At 65.0% G+C, this 17,601-nt stretch carries 17 protein-coding genes; 3 read left to right on the top strand and 14 right to left on the bottom strand.

Annotation, left to right across the window (positions count from 1 at the left end; translation table 11 throughout):
• Positions 1-24: 24 nt before the first annotated feature.
• Genes EZ313_RS16725 through EZ313_RS16755 form a run of 7 tightly spaced genes read right to left on the bottom strand, consistent with a single transcriptional unit; the run spans position 25 to position 6,097 of the window.
• Positions 25-1,017 (bottom strand): zinc-dependent alcohol dehydrogenase family protein, encoded by a 993-nt coding sequence (locus EZ313_RS16725; protein ID WP_135264403.1) that lies wholly within the window; start codon positions 1,015-1,017, stop codon positions 25-27.
• A gap of 49 nt (positions 1,018-1,066) precedes the next feature.
• Entirely contained in the window at positions 1,067-2,293 is a 1,227-nt protein-coding gene (locus EZ313_RS16730; RefSeq protein ID WP_135264404.1) for an acyl-CoA dehydrogenase family protein, read from the bottom strand.
• On the bottom strand, positions 2,293-3,444 hold the full coding sequence (locus tag EZ313_RS16735; RefSeq protein ID WP_167772621.1) for an acyl-CoA dehydrogenase family protein: 1,152 nt from the start codon (positions 3,442-3,444) through the stop codon (positions 2,293-2,295). The genes EZ313_RS16730 and EZ313_RS16735 overlap by 1 nt, the downstream gene beginning before the upstream one ends.
• Before the next feature lie 45 nt (positions 3,445-3,489).
• The gene (locus EZ313_RS16740; RefSeq protein ID WP_135264406.1) at positions 3,490-3,954 is read right to left on the bottom strand and encodes a nuclear transport factor 2 family protein; all 465 of its coding nucleotides are present in this window, start codon (positions 3,952-3,954) and stop codon (positions 3,490-3,492) included.
• Between the two features lie 25 nt (positions 3,955-3,979).
• Entirely contained in the window at positions 3,980-4,738 is a 759-nt protein-coding gene (locus tag EZ313_RS16745; RefSeq protein ID WP_135264407.1) for an SDR family NAD(P)-dependent oxidoreductase, read from the bottom strand.
• 22 nt (positions 4,739-4,760) lie between these two features.
• Positions 4,761-5,327: a carboxymuconolactone decarboxylase family protein gene (locus EZ313_RS16750; RefSeq protein WP_135264408.1), complete on the bottom strand. Its 567-nt coding sequence runs from the start codon at positions 5,325-5,327 to the stop codon at positions 4,761-4,763.
• Positions 5,324-6,097 carry an SDR family NAD(P)-dependent oxidoreductase gene (locus EZ313_RS16755; RefSeq protein ID WP_167772622.1) on the bottom strand — a complete coding sequence of 258 codons (774 nt, stop codon included), beginning with the start codon at positions 6,095-6,097 and terminating at the stop codon, positions 5,324-5,326. Before EZ313_RS16755 ends, EZ313_RS16750 begins: the two co-directional genes overlap by 4 nt.
• Before the next feature lie 84 nt (positions 6,098-6,181).
• Between EZ313_RS16755 and EZ313_RS16760 the strand changes: the two genes are divergently transcribed.
• Positions 6,182-7,453, top strand: coding sequence for a CaiB/BaiF CoA transferase family protein (locus tag EZ313_RS16760; protein ID WP_205960415.1), 1,272 nt, complete (start codon positions 6,182-6,184; stop codon positions 7,451-7,453).
• A gap of 301 nt (positions 7,454-7,754) precedes the next feature.
• Positions 7,755-8,720: a tripartite tricarboxylate transporter substrate binding protein gene (locus EZ313_RS16765; protein WP_135264411.1), complete on the top strand. Its 966-nt coding sequence runs from the start codon at positions 7,755-7,757 to the stop codon at positions 8,718-8,720.
• A 67-nt stretch (positions 8,721-8,787) separates the two neighbouring features.
• Here the strand turns inward: EZ313_RS16765 and EZ313_RS16770 are convergent, their stop codons facing one another.
• Positions 8,788-9,534 (bottom strand): hypothetical protein, encoded by a 747-nt coding sequence (locus EZ313_RS16770; RefSeq protein WP_135264412.1) that lies wholly within the window; start codon positions 9,532-9,534, stop codon positions 8,788-8,790.
• 105 nt (positions 9,535-9,639) lie between these two features.
• Between EZ313_RS16770 and EZ313_RS16775 the strand changes: the two genes are divergently transcribed.
• Entirely contained in the window at positions 9,640-10,278 is a 639-nt protein-coding gene (locus EZ313_RS16775; RefSeq protein WP_167772623.1) for a TetR/AcrR family transcriptional regulator, read from the top strand.
• Between the two features lie 77 nt (positions 10,279-10,355).
• Here EZ313_RS16775 and EZ313_RS16780 read toward each other — a convergent pair whose 3' ends face one another.
• The 6 genes from EZ313_RS16780 to EZ313_RS16805 form a co-directional block, all read right to left on the bottom strand.
• Positions 10,356-11,150: an enoyl-CoA hydratase gene (locus tag EZ313_RS16780; RefSeq protein WP_135264414.1), complete on the bottom strand. Its 795-nt coding sequence runs from the start codon at positions 11,148-11,150 to the stop codon at positions 10,356-10,358.
• Between the two features lie 3 nt (positions 11,151-11,153).
• On the bottom strand, positions 11,154-13,286 hold the full coding sequence (locus EZ313_RS16785) for an acetate--CoA ligase family protein (RefSeq protein ID WP_205960416.1): 2,133 nt from the start codon (positions 13,284-13,286) through the stop codon (positions 11,154-11,156).
• Positions 13,287-13,387: 101 nt separating this feature from the next.
• A complete protein-coding gene (locus tag EZ313_RS16790; protein ID WP_135264416.1) occupies positions 13,388-14,137 on the bottom strand; it encodes an SDR family NAD(P)-dependent oxidoreductase in 750 nt (249 codons plus the stop codon).
• Entirely contained in the window at positions 14,134-15,333 is a 1,200-nt protein-coding gene (locus EZ313_RS16795; RefSeq protein ID WP_135264417.1) for a CaiB/BaiF CoA transferase family protein, read from the bottom strand. The genes EZ313_RS16790 and EZ313_RS16795 overlap by 4 nt, the downstream gene beginning before the upstream one ends.
• A complete protein-coding gene (locus EZ313_RS16800; protein ID WP_135264418.1) occupies positions 15,326-16,300 on the bottom strand; it encodes a tripartite tricarboxylate transporter substrate binding protein in 975 nt (324 codons plus the stop codon). Before EZ313_RS16800 ends, EZ313_RS16795 begins: the two co-directional genes overlap by 8 nt.
• A gap of 174 nt (positions 16,301-16,474) precedes the next feature.
• Positions 16,475-17,593 (bottom strand): acyl-CoA dehydrogenase family protein, encoded by a 1,119-nt coding sequence (locus EZ313_RS16805; RefSeq protein ID WP_135264419.1) that lies wholly within the window; start codon positions 17,591-17,593, stop codon positions 16,475-16,477.
• Between the last annotated feature and the right edge of the window lie 8 nt (positions 17,594-17,601).

A 17,601-nucleotide genomic window follows, 5' to 3' on the forward strand; every position in this document is an offset into this window, starting at 1 on the left:
TTGAAGGCTTGCGGCGTCCTGCGGTCAGCGGATGCGGATCCCGATCTTGCCGAAGACCCTGCCCTCGCTCAGAACCTTCATGGCGCGGCCAAGCTCCTCGAGCTCGAAGACCTCGTCGATGACCGGCCTGATGCGGTTGGCCACGATGGCACGGTTCATGTTTTCGAAGTCCGCGCGGCTCCCAACCCGGATGAACGGGTGGTCGATGTCCTGGCGCCCCGAGGACTTTCCGCGCTCTCCCGCGACCAGGCCGATGTTGGCCATGGTTCCGCCGGATCGCAGCGCCTCGGCCGCCTGCGCGGTGGTCTCGCCGCCGGCGACATCGAGCACGACGTCGGCACCGGCGCCACCCGTGAGCTCCCGCACCCGCTGCGCCCACTGCGGCGTCGTGCGGTAGTTGATCGTCAGGTCCGCGCCGAGCGCGCGCGCCCGGGCCAACTTTGCGTCGGATGACGAAGTGATGATCGTGACCGCACCGGCAGCCTTCGCAAGTTGCAGCGCGGCTATCGACACGCCGCCAGTGCCAAGCAGGAGCACCACATCCCCGGGCCGGGTGGCGCGCACGCAGAACAGCGACCGCCACGCGGTCAACGCTGCGCATGGCAGCGTTGCGACCTCGAGGTCGCCCAGCGTCGCAGGCGCATGAACGGCGGCTTGCTCCCCCACGACCATGTATTCGGACGCCGTTCCCGGAACAGTATTGCCGAGGTTGCGCTTCAGCAGGGCATTGTCCTGGGGCCCGCCCAGCCAGTCCGGGAAAAATGTAGGCGCCACGCGGTCGCCTACCTTGAACCGAGTCACTGCGTCGCCAACGGCCTCGACTTCGCCGCAACCGCAGGACAGTAGGACGAACGGCGCGGCCCCCGGCTTGAAGAGCCAAACGCGCGTCAAATCACGGTAGTTCAAGGTGGCAGCGCGCATGCGAATACGCACTTCATGGGGGCCAGGGACCGGGACTGGGACCTCATTGAGCCTCACACCATCGAAATCTGGGCCGTGGATCATCATTGCGCGCATGGGGTCACTGCTCCTTTGGCATTCATGAAAAGGGCTCGTCGGGGGGCGCTTAGCGAGGCTCGCGGGGCAGGCCGATCTGGCGCTCCGCAACGATGTTGCGGATGACCTCGTTGGTCCCGCCGGCGATGGTCCAGGCCCAGGAACTCACGTAGTCGTAGAGCCAGCTGCCCGTGGGATAGCCGCGGACGTGGCGCATTGCGAGGTGCTGGCCCTCGATGCCTTCGATGCGCAGGAACAGTTCGGTGGCACGCTGCTGCACTTCGCTATACAGCAACTTCACGTACAGCGGCGTGTCTCCGACGGCCCCGGTGCGCTCCACGTTCTCCAGCATCTGCCGCACCACCTGCCGCACCGCTTGCAGGTCGGTGTAGGCGCGCACAAATTCGCGCCGCCACTGGTCGTCGTCGTACCATGGCGCACGGCCGGCGCGCACCTGCTCGAGGATGCGCTCGAACAGGAACTGCATGCGCTCCGAGCAGTTGAGGATGGTCAGTCCGCGCTCCGTGGACAGGGTGGACTGGGCCACGCGCCAGCCTCCGTTCTCCGGCCCGATGAGGTTAGACACCGGCACCTTCACGTTATCCAGGAACACCTCGCAAAACTCGGCGTTGCCGTTGATCTGGCGGATCGGCCGAATCTGCACGCCAGGGCTGCGCAGGTCGACGATCAGCATCGAGATGCCCTTGTGCCTGGGCGCGTCTGGATCCGTACGGGCGAGCAGCATGTAGAACTGCGCGAACTTGGCGCCGGACGACCAGATCTTTTGCCCGTTGATCACGTACTGGTCGCCATCGCGCACTGCGCGGGTCCGCAGGGACGCCAGGTCCGAGCCCGCACCGGGCTCCGAGAAGCCCTGGCACCAGATCTCGCCCTGGCGGGCGGCGGGCATGTAGCGGGCAACCTGCTCTGGAGTCCCCCAATCATGGAGCGTTGCCGGCAAAAGGTTGTGCGAGATGCTGTACATCCCGAGCCCGGGGGTGTTCGCCCGCGCGAACTCCTGGTAGATCGCGACCTGCAGGCGGATGCTCAGGTCCGGGCCGCCCCATTGCCGCGGCCAGTGCGGAACGGCCAGGCCAATCGTCTCCAGCGCCGCCAGCCAGTCCTTCTGCACGGAGACGAATTCAGTGTCGAAATCGCGCGCCAGGCGCTCCTCCCAGTCGCGCGGCGTGTTGTGCGCCAGCCAGGCGCGCAGTGCAGCACGGAAGGCCGGAAGGTCGTCCTTGAGGGCCAGGATCGAGGGGTCGGCCACGGGCCGTTCGCCGGTGCTTTCGGTCATCACAGCACCTCCAGTGCGTTTGCGGACAGCGAGCGGGCGATCCTGTCCTGATGCCACTCGGAACGGCCGTGCAGTTGCTGGTTGAGCTTGGCGCGCTTGAGGAACAGGTGGCAGTGATGCTCCCAGGTGAAGCCGATGCCGCCGTGCATCTGCACCGCTTCGGCCGCGACCCGGGCATAGGTGTCGCACGCATGGAACTTCGCCATCGCCGCCAGCCGGGGGGCCGACGCCTGGCCAAGATCGGCCGCGGCCACCGCCTGACGCAGCAGGCCAGTGCTCGCCTCCATCTGGACCTTGAGGTCCGCCGCGCGATGCTTGATGGCCTGGAAGGATCCGATGGCGCGTCCGAACTGGTGGCGGGTGCGCAGGTAGTCGACCGTCAGCTCGAAGATTGCCGCCGCACCGCCCATCGCATCGCTGGCGAGCGCCAGGCAGGCATGGGACAACAGGCGCTCGGCAAGAGCCTCCGCATCGACCCCCACCAGCAGACGGTCCGCAGAAACCTCGAGCCCGTCCAGGTCTGCCGAGCACAGCGTGCGGGTGAGATCGCTGGAACCGCGGTCCACCAGCGTGACGCCGTCCCGACGCGGATCCAGCAGCAGCACGTGCAGGGCGCCTTCCTCGTCGCGCGCAAACAGCAGCAGGAGCGCCGCGTCGGTAGCACCCTGAAGCCCGCTCAGGCGTCCGTGCAGCTGCAGCGCGCTGCCCAGCCGGCGCAGGCGCACCGCCCGGGCATCGAAGGCCTGGTCCAGGGACGACACCGTGGCACTGCATTCGCCGGCCACCAATGGGGGAAGGTGCCGCTTCAGCTCCGGAGAATGGCAGGTCGCCAGCGCCTCGATGCACATCGCGAGGGGCAGAAGGGGCAGCGGAGCGAGGTGCCGCCCCAACTCCTCGTAAAGCGCGCAGAGCGCGCCATATCCCAAGCCGCTGCCCCCCTGATCCTCCGGCAAGGCGACGCCCATCCATCCCAACTCGGCGGCGATTCGCAGCAGCGCTTGCTCAGGCTCGCGGTCACCGTCGACGATGCGTCGAACATGCCCAAGGCTGCATTGCTCGCGCAGAACGTCTCTGACGGAGTCGCGGAGGTCCTCGGTCACGGAGTCGGCGGCGTTTGCGGATGGATCCGCGGCGCGAGGCGGGTTGTTCATCTTTTGTCTGTCCTGGGTGTCGCGCCTGTCAGTCATGAGGGGCCTTCAAGGCAGGAATTTCTCGCCGGACGCCCACATGATCCTTGCGCCGACCTTCAGGAATTTCCAGCCGCCTGCTGTCCGCTTGTAGGTGTGCAGGTACCAGCCGCCGATGTCGGCGTGCCGCATCAGGTCGCCCGTATCGAGGCCATGAAAGGCCGCAAAATAGCAGCGGCCCTTGCCGACATCGCCGTCGATTTCGATCGAGTGCTGCCCGAGCATGTGACATGTCAACGGGTAGTCCTTCAGGATGTCGGCAACCGCGTCCGCCATGTCTTTCTTGGGAACCCGGCCCTTCGGCGCAATGAATACGCCATCCTCGGCGAACAGGTCTTGCCAGCCGGCGAAGTCACGCTCGTCGACGCAGCGCGTATACGCCGACACGAGTTCGCGTATGGCTTCCCTGTCGACCAGCCACTGCACCTGCTCCTGGAGCTCCGTCGGTAGGCCATTCATCTGCTTGAACTCCAAAGAGAAGTTGGTTCAGGACTGCGGCTCAGAGGCTGTAGCCGCCATCCACCACGATGGTCTGACCCGTGATTCCGGAAGCTTCCCGGGAGGCCAGGAACGCCGCCATGTGAGCGATGTCCTGCGCCGTAATGAGGCGCTTCAACGGGGTTGCGGCAGCGGCGGTGGATACGAAGTTCGGCACGCCCAGTTCTTCGATGACTTGGCGCCCGATGCCACCATCGATCAGCCCGGGCGCGACGCAGTTCGCGCGAATGCCATGGCGCCCTTCTTCCTTCGCCACCGCCCGCACCATCATTTCGACGGCGGACTTCGGGATGGCGGACAGGCCGTCTTTCGGGGCGTACCGATGAATGGCAGACGAGGTGAGCGCGACCAGGCTTCCGCCGCCACCCTTGCGCAGCACCTTGACGGCCGCTTGCATGGCATCGAAAAAACCGGTGAGCTCCATGTTGACTGCATGAAGCCACTCTTCACGCGGCACCTGGGACATGTAGCGCTGCGGCACCTCGATGCCCGCGGCATGAATGACGGTATGAACTCGCTGCTGCGATGCGAGCGTCTCCAGCACACCAGCGGCCGCGCCACTCTGCAGAAGGTCGGCCTGATGCGCGGTCACCCGGGAACTGCCACCGGCAGTTCCGACGAGTTCCTCGACAAGCTTGCCTTCGCGCCTGTACGTGAATGCGACATCCACACCTTGCTGCGCGAAGAGCCTCACGATGCCGGCGCCTATGTGGCCGGTTCCGCCCAGCACCAGAGCGACTCCGTTTTCGTACGTTGTCATGATCCGAATACCCCTTGAAGATTCAGCGTGCCGGCACTTGGCGGGCGGCAGGCCACTCTCGGTCGACCACGAAGTCGTCCAGCGGCACCGCGGCGGAATTGAGGAACGTTGCCAGGCTCAGGTAGGTGCCGATCAGCAGCAGGATTTCCTCGACGGTCTCCACAGGATGCATGCCGACCAGCGCTTGCCACGTGCGGTCGCTGATGCGGAACTGCGTGATGGTCTCGTCGACCGCATCGATATAGACACGCTCCTGCGGCGACCACCGACCGCCCTCGGACACCAGTGCGTCAATCTCCGCGGGGGTCAGCAGGCCGTCGGCCAGGGCCATCTGGCGATGTTGCGCGAACTCGTAGATGCTGCTGGTCCGGTGCGCCGTGCGAAGGATGATGAGCCGCATCGTGCGCTCCGGCAGCAGCTTGGACACTGAAAAGTAGCCGCCGAGATTGCGGATGGCCTTGGCCAGCTTGAGGTTCTGGCCCATGGCACGAAACGCGTTCGGTACAGCGCCGTTCTTCAGTGTCGCGGTCTTGAGCACCTCCGCCTGTTCGGGGGTGAACTCGCCCAGGAGTGGCATGCGGGCTGTCATTGCTTCGCCTTCGCCGGCAGCACGCACAGGTCGGCGCCGCCGGCCACCGACAGGGTCTGCCCGGTGATGAACGCGGAGCGCTCGGAGCACAGGAACTCCACCGCGTGCGCGATGTCCAGCGGCTGGCCCCAGCGGCCCAGGCGCAGCACCGAGTCGTAGCCGGCCTTCTCGCTGGCGCCCATCTGCGCGGCCAGCGGCGTCTCGATCGGACCCGGTGCGACGCAATTGACGCGCACTCCGTGCGGTCCGAGCTCATACGCGGCATCGCGCGTGAACGTAACCACGGCTGCTTTGGCTCCCGAGTAGATCGAGTGCGGGATCGTGTAGTGCCACGCCGAGATGGAGGCGATGTTCACCACGGCACCCTTCTTGCGCTTGACCATCTCGCGCGCGCAAAGCTGCGTGGCGAAGAACGTTCCCTTGTAGTTCACGTCCACCTGCAACACATAATCGGCCTCGTCATACTCCAGAAACGGCTTCTGGCGCGCCACGCCGGCGTTGTTGACCAGGTAGTCGATGGAGCCGCACTTTTGCAGGACCGTGTCCACCAGGCGCTGCAGCTCCGCGACGCTGGTGACGTCCGTCACCAGCGGGATGACCTTGCCCTCCACTGCCGTGAGGCTCTCCTGCGCGCGGGTGAGCCTGCGCTCGACCGAATCGACGGCCACCACGGTTGCGCCCAGGCTCGCCATGTGCTGGGCAATACCCTGGCCGATGCCGCGGCCGGCGCCGGTCACGATGACGGTTTTTCCTCGGAACTCAGCTGACATGTCGACTCCTGTATTCATGGGTGGATGCGGGACAGCCCGTGCGGTTATGATACACCCAACCAAGCACTTGCTCAAGGATCTTTGATGAACAGCAGCGATGCATCCCAGGCACCGCGGGAGAAGCCCCCGCTCGACGGATTGGTCATCGCGGATTTCTCGCACTTCATCGCCGGGCCGTACGCCACCATGGTGCTGGGCGACCTGGGTGCGAAGGTGATCAAGGTCGAAAGCACCGAAGGCGATGCGTTCCGGGCGTTTCCGCCGTTTGTCGAAGGTGAAGGCGTCCCCTACCTCTGGGGCAATCGCAACAAGCTGGGCGTCACGCTCGATCTCAAGAGCCAGGCCGGTCGCGCAGTGGCAGTCGACCTGGTGCGCAAGGCGGACGTGCTGGTGGAGAATTTCTCCACTGGCGTGATGCAGCGTTTCGGGCTTGGCTGGCCGGAGATGTCCGAGCTGAACCCGCGGCTTGTGTACTGCTCGATTTCCGCCTACGGCCGCGAGGGGCCGCATGCGCATCGCCTGGGCTTCGACTCGGTGGTGCAAGCCGAAAGCGGCTTCATGTCGATGACGGGCTTTCCCGACCAGCAGCCCACGCGCGCCGGGCCCTCCGTCATGGACCTGGGTACTGCCATGATGGCAGCCAATGCCATCCAGGCCGCCCTGCACGCGCGTTACCGCACCGGCCGCGGCCAGAAGGTTGAAGTGTCGCTTTTCGGGATGGCCGTGCAGATGCTCGGCTACTTCAACACGACCTACCTTGCGACAGGACGCATCCCACACCGCGCGGGCAATTCGCAGGTGACGGCAGCGCCCATCGGCTACTTCGACACGGCAGACAAGCCGATCTACATCACGTGCGCCAACGACCGGACCTTCCAGCGCCTGATGGTGCAGGCGTTCGAGCGGCCCGACCTCGCTGCCCACCCTGACTTCAGCACGAACGCAGAGCGCGTGAAGCATCAACCCCGGCTGCTCGCGGTGATGCAGGAGATTTTTATTGCGCAGCCGCAGGAACACTGGCTCCAGAAGCTGCAGGCCGCCGGCGTGCCCTCGGGCGCCGTGCGTACCGTCGGTGAAGCCATGACCTCCAGCGAGGTGGAGCACCTCGGACTGGTCGAGACCATCTCGCACCCGACGCTGGGATCCATTCCCAACGTGAAGCTGCCCGTGACGCTGTCGGACACGCCGCTGGCGGCGGCGCGCGCAGCGCCGGTGCTTGGCAGCGACACCACCGCGGTCCTGACGGATGTGCTCGGCTACTCGGGCGACCGCATTGCGGCAGCACGCGCCGCAGGCGCCTTCGTCGCGGCTGAACAGGGCCCCTTCGCTGCAGAGAGTGGGGCGACCCGCAGCTGATAAGCCGGCGATCCTCGCTTTAGGAGCGTCGCCGGGCTACTAGGTGTCTCCAAATCAGAACGCAAGTCAGGTCAACTGACTCGCCACGCCATATGCGCCACGGGGCATATTACCGAGCGCTTGCTGGGGTACCCGTTCGTTCCCAAGGCGTCAACTCGCCCCGATGACTCCGTCACCCCATCTAGGCGACCGCTGAGTTGACGCCCACAGGCAGCTGGTGTACCCTAACAAGCGCTCGGTTTAGGTCTGCCACGGCATCTGGCGCGGACTGTCCCGTCAACCGCAAAGAAAAGGAGACTGCATGTCCATGCCATCCCGCCGTCAAGCCCTCACCATCACAGCGGCGTTCCTTGTGCCCCTGCATCGCGCCTACGGAAGCACCTTTCCCGAGAAGCCCATTCGCCTGATCTTTCCCTATCCGGCCGGCGGCGGAGGAGATTCGCAGGCGCGGCTGCTGGCCACCGAACTCTCTGCCGATTTGGGCCAACCGGTGATCGTGGACAATCGCCCAGGCGCGAACGGCGCCCTCGGCAGCCGCGCGGTTGCCACTGCCCCCGCGGACGGCTACACGCTGCTGTTCACAACGGCCACCCAACTGCTGCTCACGCCCCTGCTGACCGCCGACTCCGGCTTCTCTGCCAGCGACTTCACGCCGGTGTCCGGACTCACCAACCAGCAAATGTTCCTCGTCGTACAGGCAAGTTCGCCAGTTCGCACCCTGGGGGACTTGTTGCAGCGCGGCCGCGAGGCGAACGCGAAGCTGTCTTATGGTTCGGCGAGCGTCGGTTCGCTCTCGCACATCACTGGCGAGCGCCTCAATGCAGCCGCAGGTACGAAGTTCCTGCACGTTCCCTACAAGGGGGCGGGCCAGCAGATGACAGCCATCCTCTCCGGCGAAATCGACTTCACCCTGGCGGTCGGCGCCACCGTCGCCGGCCACGTTAAAGCCGGAAAGCTGCGTGCGCTGGCGGTGATGGACAGCACCAGGTCTCCCGCCATGCCAGACGTCCCGACAGTGAAGGAAGCGGGGGGTCTCGATGGTTTCACGCAGACGGCGTGGTTCGGGATCGTTGCGCCCGCGAAAACGCCCCGGGCGATCGTTGACCTGCTGCACCAGAAGTTGGCCGCCGTGTTGCAACGTCCCGATGTGCGCAGCAAGCTGGAGCAGCAAGGCTCGGTGCCTTGGCCGGTTTCCCCGGACGAACTTGCGGCAGTGCTGAAAGCAGAGGCGCCGGTCTACGCGGCGGCGGCGAAGTTCGTCAAATGATGGGGCCGGCCCTGTTTGTACAGTGGGCGCCGCTCCGGTGCCGCAAGCGAACAGGACACGAGTCTTGCTAGGTGAGGCAGTCGTCCGGGAACCGCATCACGATCAGTTCAGCTCCGCTGTCTCCAGCCTGCGCGTCCAAGTGTTCATCCGCTTGGTCCACGCTGAACACATCGCCGGCCTGGGCGCACTCCCCACGCCAGGACAAGCTGCCAGCCGCCACGTAATAGAAGCGAACCCCGCCGCAAGGCTCTTCCTCGCGATCGACGACATCGCCGGGCGGCAGGCGTAGCATCCAGGCCCCCAGGCCATCCGCGCCGTCCATGAAGCGCTGCACCGCACGGGCTCTTCGTCCCGCCCGCTCGTCCGGCATGCTGGAATGAACGGGGCCGCCGTACGCATGTCTCTTCTTCAAGCCTCGCCGCAACCGCTCACGCGCCTGGGGCAGGTACCAGGTATCACGGGTTCCGCGCGCACGCAGCGTGTAGTACTCCAGCCCGTGCTCGCCCGCCACCAATGGGCCATAGCCCGACTCGGGCGAAGCATAGTGGAGCATGAGCGGTTCGAGCGCATGCTGTCCCAGCGTCCCACGGCCGCGGGACACGAGCTGGAACTGGTGTTCGGTGTGATAGTGGGTAGCCAGCGACCAGCCCGGGTCCTGCTGGACGAGGTAGGCCTGCGGGCCCGCGTCACTGCCCCACGGAACACCGGGGACGGGGTGCGCGCCGAGGAGGGGCGTGACGGTCCCATGGAAGTTTTCGGATCGGCGCTCGCAACGCGCGCCAGCCGACGCCGCAAGGCTCGCAAAGGTGATCATCCTTCATCTCCAGTGATCCCCCTCATGATAACCTAGCAATCGCTTGGTTTCAAAACGATGCGAGCGCTCGCTTGGTCCGCGAGTCATCCGTTACACTCCCGCCTCATGAAAGTAGACACGCTGGAGCCTGGGACGGCGCAGGAACCCCGCGAGATGACGCGGCGCGAGGAAATCATGCAGATCGCCGCCGACCTCTTCGTCGAGAAAGGGTACAAGGCGACGACCGTGCGCCTGATTGCCGAAGCGGCCAACGTGCAATCCGGCAGCCTTTACCATCATTTCGGTTCGAAGGACGACATCGTCGACGAGCTGCTCGGCAAGTACGTCCTGAACGCCCTGCTGCATTATGAAGAAGTCATTGCGACGACGGACGATCCGAAGGAGCGGCTGCAGAAGCTGATTGAATCCGCGATGGATGCAGTCCATTCGCACCGGGCTGCGTTGCTCTTGCTGCAGCAGGACGGGCGCTGGCTCGCCCAGCAGCCGCGATTCAACTACCTGAATGAGGTCGGGACGAAGATCGAGGCGCTCTGGCGCAACACCGTCAAGTCGGGGATCGACGCCGGTGTGTTCAACCCCGAGATCGACCCGATCGTGCCTTACTACATCGTTCGTGATGCCGTCTTGTCTGGCGCGAGGTGGTTCAACCCTGAGGGTAAATGGACCATCGCCCGCTGGACGCGGCAGTGCGTCATCCTCATCCTGTCCGGTTTGTGCATGCCCGGCAAGGTCGCCAGGGACTAAGCTTCGCCACCTTCAGCGAAGTGGGGGAACACAGGATGGCCAGGCCATTCATTCGGCCCGGGTCACTCGCAGCATCTTCAGCTCTTTGCGACCTGCGAGATGACGTTTGCGACGCCTCTGCGGCGAAATTCGGCAAACTCGTCGGTGGTGTGTGAAAGCTGGTGAAGATCGAAATGGGCAGACAAGGCGGCCTTCAGTCCCTGGATTTCCATCGTGCGATTCAGCGACCGCTTGGTCAGCCGCGTCGCGAAAGGCGCATTCTTCGCGATCTTGTGGGCGAGCGCCATCGTTGCTTCGTCGAGTTCTTGCTTGGGAACCATGCGATTGATCATGCCGATCTGCAGCGCCTCCGCAGCTCCCAAGCGCTCGCCGGTGAACAGCAGCTCCTTCGCTTTCCGCATCCCCAGCACCCACGGGTGGATGAGGACCTCCAGTGACGCAGCCGACAGTGAAGCCAGGGTGGGATCCGAAAAGTACGCGTCCTCTGAGGCCACGATCAGGTCGCACATGTTGGCGACCGCGAAGCCGGCGGCAATGCAGCCGCCCTGCACCTGGCAGATCGTCGGTTTCGGGAAGTCCAGGATCTTCAGACAATACCCGACATAGCGGCGCTCTTCGTACTGCCAATGGCCCTCGGTGTTGAGCATTCCTTTTTCTTCGCGCGTCTCCTTCAGGTCATGACCGGCGCAGAAGTGCTCGCCGCGGCCGGCCAGCACCACCACGCGCACCGTGGCATCCTCGCCCAGGGACGCGAAGGCGGCGTCCAGCTCGTCCAGCATCTGGGTGTTCTGGGCATTGCGGGCGCCGGGCCGATTCATGAAAATCCGCGCAACCGCGTCATGGCGTTCGATCTCGATCGTCTGGTACGTCATCTTTCAATCTCCAGGATGGGGGGTGGCAGCCGCTTCGGGCGGCAGGATCAGGGCATCGAGCGCGGCGACTCCGCCGGTGCCCGCTTTGAGCTGCAATGGATTGACTTCCATTTCCTGGACGGCGGATCCCAACTGCATTGCAGCGCGCGACATGCCGGCGATGGCGATGCAAGCGGCGTCCACGTCTGCTTTTTCCTTGCCGCGAAAGCCGTCGAGCAGAACGAACGACTTGAGTTCGTGCAACATCTCCCGCGCGATTTCAGCGTCGATCGGCAGCACGCGGTGGCTCACGTCTTTGTAGATCTCGGTCAGGACTCCCCCCAAGCCTACCGTCAGCGTGGCACCGAAGACAGGATCACGGGTCGTTCCCACGATCAGCTCCGCGATTCCCTTTGACATCTTCTGAACCAGCACACCTTGCAGACGCGCGCGAGGAGCCTGTTTTCGCGCACGTTCAGTGACCTCGCGGTAGGAATTTCGAACCGCGCTTTCATCGGCCAGGTTGAGGGCGACGCCGCCGATTTCGGTCTTGTGCGGAATGTCTGGCGAGAGGACTTTCAAGACGACGGGATAGCCGAGCGTCTCCGCGGCCGCAACAGCGGCTGTTTCGTCGGCAGCCGCTTTCTCGGGAACCGGGGTGACGCCAAAGCCCGCCAACAGCTGCTTGGCCTGCAGTTCGTTCAGATCGGCGACCTGCGCCTTCGACTCGAGGGCAGGTTCGGCTGCCTCCTCCCCGCACAGCAGGTCCCAGCGCTTGACGGACTCGCGACGGGCGAGCCAGTGACAGTAGGGGATCAGTGCCCGTGCAGCGCGGCTGATGTCCGAGAACACGGGGATGCCAGCGACAGCAAGCCTCTGGTGACAAGTGGCGCCACCCGTGTCGATGACGACGAACAGTCTGTTGTGAGCGCGGCTCACCTCGACCAGCGTGTCCGCCATGCGATCCAGGACCGTGCTCGGGGCATAAATCACGACCGTGTCCACGGCTTCGGTGGTCGCCATCTGGGACAACACGGTCTGGGCGGAACTGATGTCCGCCACGATGTTGCCCGTGACATCGACCGGGTTGGTGACCATTCCATAGTCGGATACCGCTGTGCGCAGCGCGCGCTGAACAGTTTCCGGCAGGGTCGGCACCTCCAGTCCGCCGCCAATCAGCTTGTCGGCCAGGATCGCCCCGACCGCCCCCGACACGGTCACGATGCCCACTCGGGGACCCCCAGCGCGTTGGCGAAACTGGGTGAGCCACGCCAGGTCGGCCATCTGCTGGAAGTCGTCTGCGGCCATGACGTTGAGCTGGCGGAATGCTGCGCGATACAGCGCCTGATTGCCGGCGAGGGCCGAGGTGTGGGATCGGACGGCCTCGGATCCCTTCTCCGAATCGCCAGCCTTCAGCAGGATCAAGGGCTTGTCGCGGCGCGCGAAATCACGTGCGACCTTGATGAATCTCCTGCCATCGCGAAGCTGCTCCAGGTAGCCGACAACGCACTCGGTGTCCTCGTCCTGCGCCAGGAACTCCAGATACTCGCTGAATTCCAGGTCAGCCTCGTTGCCCGTGTTGATGAAGTGACTGACAGGCACGCCAAGCTCCCGCAGCAACGGGAAGACGGTGGCGCACACGTTTCCACTCTGGGTGAGTAGCGTGACTCTTCCACGCTCCGTCTGGGGAGGCGAACTCTTGAATGTCTTGATGGCGAAACTCGTGTGCGCATTCAGGTTCAGGTTGGCGAAGCCCGCGCAGTTCGGTCCGGCTACGACCATCGCGCTCTTTGCGGTGAACTCCTCCAGCCTGTCCTGGAGCGCTGCGCCGGTAACCCCGGCTTCCGCGAAGCCGGAGGCATAGACGATCGCAGCGCGCACGCCCTTGCGCTCGCAGCGTTCGAGCATGGAAGTGACTTCCGCGGCCGGTATGGCAAGGACCACTACGTCCGGCGACTCCGGAAGGGACTCGATGTCCGGATAGCAGCGGTACCCGAACGCCTCTTCATACTTCGGGTTGACCGGATAGACATTGCCACCGAAACGAAAATGCGCAAGGAGATCGAGCGGCATGCCGCCCATCCGGCTCGACTTGTCACTTGCACCAATGACAGCGATGGATCTGGGATTGAGGAGTGGGTCGAGCTGATGTGCCACGGGGATTTCCTTTGTCATTCGCCGCGGGGGGGCGAAACTTGTCTGGAACGCACTGCCCCGAGGCGTTGTGGCAGAGTCGCTTGTCTCGCGGTGTGAGCGGCTCACTCGGACGCGTACAGGTAGCCGCCGTCTACCGGGATGGTGATGCCCGTGACGTAGGACGACATGTCAGAGGCGAGGAAGACAGCGGGGCCGGCAATCTCATTGGTCTCACCCACACGGCCGAGCGGCACACGCTCGAGGTATTTCGCGTTGCCCTCGCCGGTGATCGTCATCAGGCCGCTCTTGATGCGCCCCGGCGCGAGGCCGTTCGCCCGGCCACCGGTGGGACCGAGAATGTTGGCGAAGTACTGAACGAGAGACCGGACCCCCGCCTTGGCGGCGCCATATGCGGCACTCGCCCTGGGCGTCTTGAATGCGGCAATCGACGAAAGGAAGATGACGCTTGCCCCGGGATGCCTGAGCGCAGGCAGAACGGACACCGTGACGTCCCACTGCCCCGTGAGATTGATGTTGATGGTCTCGTCCCAGCGCTCCGCCTGGTCGGGGTCCTCCGGCCGGATCCGCGGTGAGATTCCGGCGTTGTTCACCAGAACGTCGAGCGTGCCGTACTTCTCGACCACCCGCGCACCGAAGGCCATGACGGCCGCGCGGTCACCGATGTCCAGAGCCTCGAAGGCCGCTGACCCACCAGCAGCCAGGATATTCCGGGCAGCCCTTTCAGCCGCATCGCCGTACCGGTCCACTACCAGCACATGAGCTCCTTCCGCCGCCAGGGCGATGGCAATGGCAGAACCCAGCCCGCCGCCGCCTCCGGTCACCACCGCGGTCTTGCCCGACAGTCGAGTCATTGACGTGCTCCTTTGCTGCAGCCGGCCTCGATATCGCGCAGCACTTCCGCGGTGTGCTCGCCCAGGCCGGGCGCGTGACGCCGGATCGACCCGGGCGTGCGGGACATGCGCACCGGGATGCCCGGCATGCGCAGCCGTCCTTCGGTAGGATGCTCGACGCTGTGCCAGAAACCGATCGCGTTGAGGTGAGGATCGGCAATCAACTCGTCCAGGGAGTTCACCGGCGCGAACGGGATGTCGGCCTCGGAGAGCAGACGAATCCACTCCGCAGTCGTTTTCCCCGCCAGCGTATCCTCCACCAGACGGTACAGGTCGCTGTAGTGAAGGCTGCGCTGCGTCTGCGTCGAAAAGCGCTCGTCTTCGAAGAATTCGGGGCTCCCCGCGAGCTCGAAGAAGGCCTTCCAGTGCGCCTCGTTGTAAGGCACTACGCCCATGAAGCCGTCCAATGTGCGAAATGGCCTCCGGTAGGGGTCGAGGAGGCGCGGATAGCCGGCCGGGCCTTGCGGTGGATCGAAGGTCATGCCGGCGAGGTGCTCAGGAACTACGAACGACACGAGGCACTCGAACATCGGCACCTCGATCGCCTGGCCCCGCCCGCTGCGTTCGCGTGCGTAGAGCGCCATCCCAATCGCGTTCACGACGTGCAGCGAGCAGACCTTGTCGGCCACGATCGTTTTCACATAGTGCGGGGCGTCCTGCCCCAACCCCTGGAGCCACGCCATCCCCGAGGCCGCCTGGATCACGTCGTCCACCGCGGGCCGTCCGGCATAGGGCCCTTCCTCGGAGAAGCCATAGCAGCCGCAATGGATCAGGCGAGGATGGGAAGCTTCGAGGGTGGCGTAGTCCAGGCCCAATCGCGCGAGCGACGCCGGTCTCGCGTTCGACACGAAAACGTCGGCGTCGGAGAGCAGACGCAACATCGCGCGGCGGCCGGCCTCGGCCCTGAGATCCAGCACGACGCTTCGCTTGTTCCGATTGAAGTTCAGGTGCGTATGGCTCATCGCCTCGTGGCGCTGCGGGGCGACGTGGCGGAAGATGTCCCCCGCGGCCGACTCGACCTTGATCACGTCGGCGCCCGCATCACCGAGGATCTGCGTCGCCAGCGGCCCCATGCCGATGGTCGACATGTCGATCACGCGCACGCCCGCCAGTGCTCCGCCCGATTGCGACTGCGAAGTCCTGTGTCCGTCACTCATCGCGGATACGCTGCATGACGCCGGAGCGCGCGACGAAATCCCTGTTGGCGGCGGCATCCTTCTCGATGACTCCCGCGTACGCATCCGCGCCCAACACATGATTCTGGGCGCCACGCTGGTTGGCGAATTCCACCATCGCGGGGTCACGCGCTGCCTTGACAGCGACCGCCTCCAGCGCCCGCACCACCGGCTCAGGAGTGCCGCTGTGCACACCGACGCCAATGAGGACTTGCATCGAGAAGCCCGGGTACCCGCTTTCCGCGACGGTCGGAACTGCCGGCAGGACCGGACTGCGTTCGGTCCCGAGGATGGCGAGGGGCTTGATGCGGCCGGACTCGATGAGCGGTACCGCCGCGCCAGCTTCATAAATCGTGGCCTCCAGCCTGCCACCCAGCAGGTCGTTCAGCGTGTTGGTAGGAGTTCCCTTGTACGGAATGTCCCGGAAGCGTGTCCTCGATGCTTCCTCCAGGCGCGCCAGGGTGATCCGGTAGAACAGCGCATAGGTGCCGAACGGCAACTCTCCCGGCTTCTGCCTCGCGGCATTCAGCAGGTCCTCGAGGTTGCGGTAGGGGGCGTCCGCGCGCGTGACGATGATCGCGGTCGAACGGGTGAGATTCACCAGCGGCCGCACGGACTTCGGATCGTAGTTTCCCGGCTTCACCAGAGGAAGGAGGTTCAACATCGAGTCGGACACTGCGATCAATGTCTGACCATCCGCACCAGCGCGCGCGAGTTCGCGGAAGGAGATTCCACCATCCGCGCCAGGCTTGTTGTCGACAATCACGGGGGCCTGCAGCTCTGCGCTGAGCACTTTCGCGTACGCCCGGTACAACGCATCCGTGCCGGAGCCAGGGGACATCGACAGGATGAGTCGATAGGTGCGGTTGCTGCTCCCTTGACTGGCTGCCGACCCGATGTATGGAGCGAGAGCAGCTGCGGCCAGAGCGCGTAGGAAGTGTCGTCTCAACTTTGTCTCCTGGTGGTTGCCGCACGCCGGCGGCGGTGCTTTCCAAACCTAGCGATTGCTTGGTATTCTAGGGGGTTTCTGGCGGATTGCAAGCGGGAAGAAATGCGGGGCCTCACTGCGGAGGTAAGGAGCGCGCCGACCGATGACCCTGGCTCTTTGTCCGTGAGCGTGGAGTCAATAACCAGTCAAGATCGCCACCCGGTCCAGCTGGCTGAAGGCGTCGCCAAACAGCGCCTGCAGCACCCGAGCGCGCTTCAGGAAGAGGCCGATGTCGAGTTCGTCGGTCACGCCGATACCGCCGTGCATCTGTACCCCCTCGGCCACGGCACGTTCAGCTGTAAGCGCAGCGCGCGCCTTGGCCTGCGCCACATGAAGCGCGGCTTCGGGTGCACCCGCATCCACGTCCGCCAATGCTTGCCGCAGGATCGCGCGAGTCAGCTCCAGATCGCACCAGAGCTCCGCGGCACGATGCTGCAGCGCCTGGAACTCCCCGATGAATCGACCGAATTGGCGGCGCTCCTTCAAGTAGGCAACGGTGCGGGTGAACACCTCGTCGGCGATACCGAGCAGTTCAGCGGCCACCACTACGCGTCCCACGTCAAGCACGCGATCGAGGAGAGCCGCGCCGCCGGCGACGGTGCCCACCAAGGCATCCGCGCCGAGTCGCACGTTCTCGAACTGGACGCGAGCGGCGTTGTGCGAATCGACCATCACGGTGCGCTCCACGGTGACACCGTCGGAATCGCGCGGCACCAAGAGCCAGGCGATGCCACCCTCGCATCGCGCAGCAACGAGCAGCGCGTCGGCCACATGTCCGTCCACCACGGCCTGCTTGCGCCCGTCGACGCGCCAACCATCGCCATCACGCTTCGCGATCGCGCGCAGTCGATCGGGCCGATGGATTGCGTGCTCGTCAACCGCCACCGCCACCACCGTTTCGGCCGCCGCAATCCGCGGCAGCCAGCACGCTTGCTGCGCCTGGCTGCCGGCTTCGCGCAGCAGCCAAGCCGCCAATACGGCAGTGGAGAAGAAGGGCGTCGGCCTGAGCGTGCGGCCCAACTCCTCGGCGATGAGACCGGCCTCCGTCACGCCAAGGCCGATGCCACCATGCGCCTCCGGCACCAGCGTCGCGCTATAGCCTTGATCGGCAAAGGCCTGCCACAACGCGGGTGCATATCCGCGCGGGTCCTCCGCATCTCGCAACTGGCGCACGTGGCTCGCCGGTGCCTGCCCCTCCAGGAACCCGCGCGCGCTGTCGCGCAGCATGCGGCGTTCGTCGCTCAGGATCCACATCGTTCGCT

It is taken from the genome of Ramlibacter henchirensis (assembly GCF_004682015.1).
Classification (GTDB): Bacteria; Pseudomonadota; Gammaproteobacteria; order Burkholderiales; family Burkholderiaceae_C; genus Ramlibacter; species Ramlibacter henchirensis.

Excerpts from the sequence above, each read along its gene's own strand:
- EZ313_RS16725 (WP_135264403.1), bottom strand. The coding sequence starts at position 1,017 with ATGCGCGCAATGATGATCCACGGCCCAGATTTCGATGGTGTGAGGCTC.
- EZ313_RS16730 (WP_135264404.1), bottom strand. The coding sequence starts at position 2,293 with ATGACCGAAAGCACCGGCGAACGGCCCGTGGCCGACCCCTCGATCCTG.
- EZ313_RS16735 (WP_167772621.1), bottom strand. The coding sequence starts at position 3,444 with ATGAACAACCCGCCTCGCGCCGCGGATCCATCCGCAAACGCCGCCGAC.
- EZ313_RS16745 (WP_135264407.1), bottom strand. The coding sequence starts at position 4,738 with ATGACAACGTACGAAAACGGAGTCGCTCTGGTGCTGGGCGGAACCGGC.
- EZ313_RS16750 (WP_135264408.1), bottom strand. The coding sequence starts at position 5,327 with ATGACAGCCCGCATGCCACTCCTGGGCGAGTTCACCCCCGAACAGGCG.
- EZ313_RS16755 (WP_167772622.1), bottom strand. The coding sequence starts at position 6,097 with ATGTCAGCTGAGTTCCGAGGAAAAACCGTCATCGTGACCGGCGCCGGC.
- EZ313_RS16760 (WP_205960415.1), top strand. The coding sequence starts at position 6,182 with ATGAACAGCAGCGATGCATCCCAGGCACCGCGGGAGAAGCCCCCGCTC.
- EZ313_RS16765 (WP_135264411.1), top strand. The coding sequence starts at position 7,755 with ATGTCCATGCCATCCCGCCGTCAAGCCCTCACCATCACAGCGGCGTTC.
- EZ313_RS16770 (WP_135264412.1), bottom strand. The coding sequence starts at position 9,534 with ATGATCACCTTTGCGAGCCTTGCGGCGTCGGCTGGCGCGCGTTGCGAG.
- EZ313_RS16775 (WP_167772623.1), top strand. The coding sequence starts at position 9,640 with ATGAAAGTAGACACGCTGGAGCCTGGGACGGCGCAGGAACCCCGCGAG.
- EZ313_RS16780 (WP_135264414.1), bottom strand. The coding sequence starts at position 11,150 with ATGACGTACCAGACGATCGAGATCGAACGCCATGACGCGGTTGCGCGG.
- EZ313_RS16790 (WP_135264416.1), bottom strand. The coding sequence starts at position 14,137 with ATGACTCGACTGTCGGGCAAGACCGCGGTGGTGACCGGAGGCGGCGGC.
- EZ313_RS16795 (WP_135264417.1), bottom strand. The coding sequence starts at position 15,333 with ATGAGTGACGGACACAGGACTTCGCAGTCGCAATCGGGCGGAGCACTG.
- EZ313_RS16805 (WP_135264419.1), bottom strand. The coding sequence starts at position 17,593 with ATGTGGATCCTGAGCGACGAACGCCGCATGCTGCGCGACAGCGCGCGC.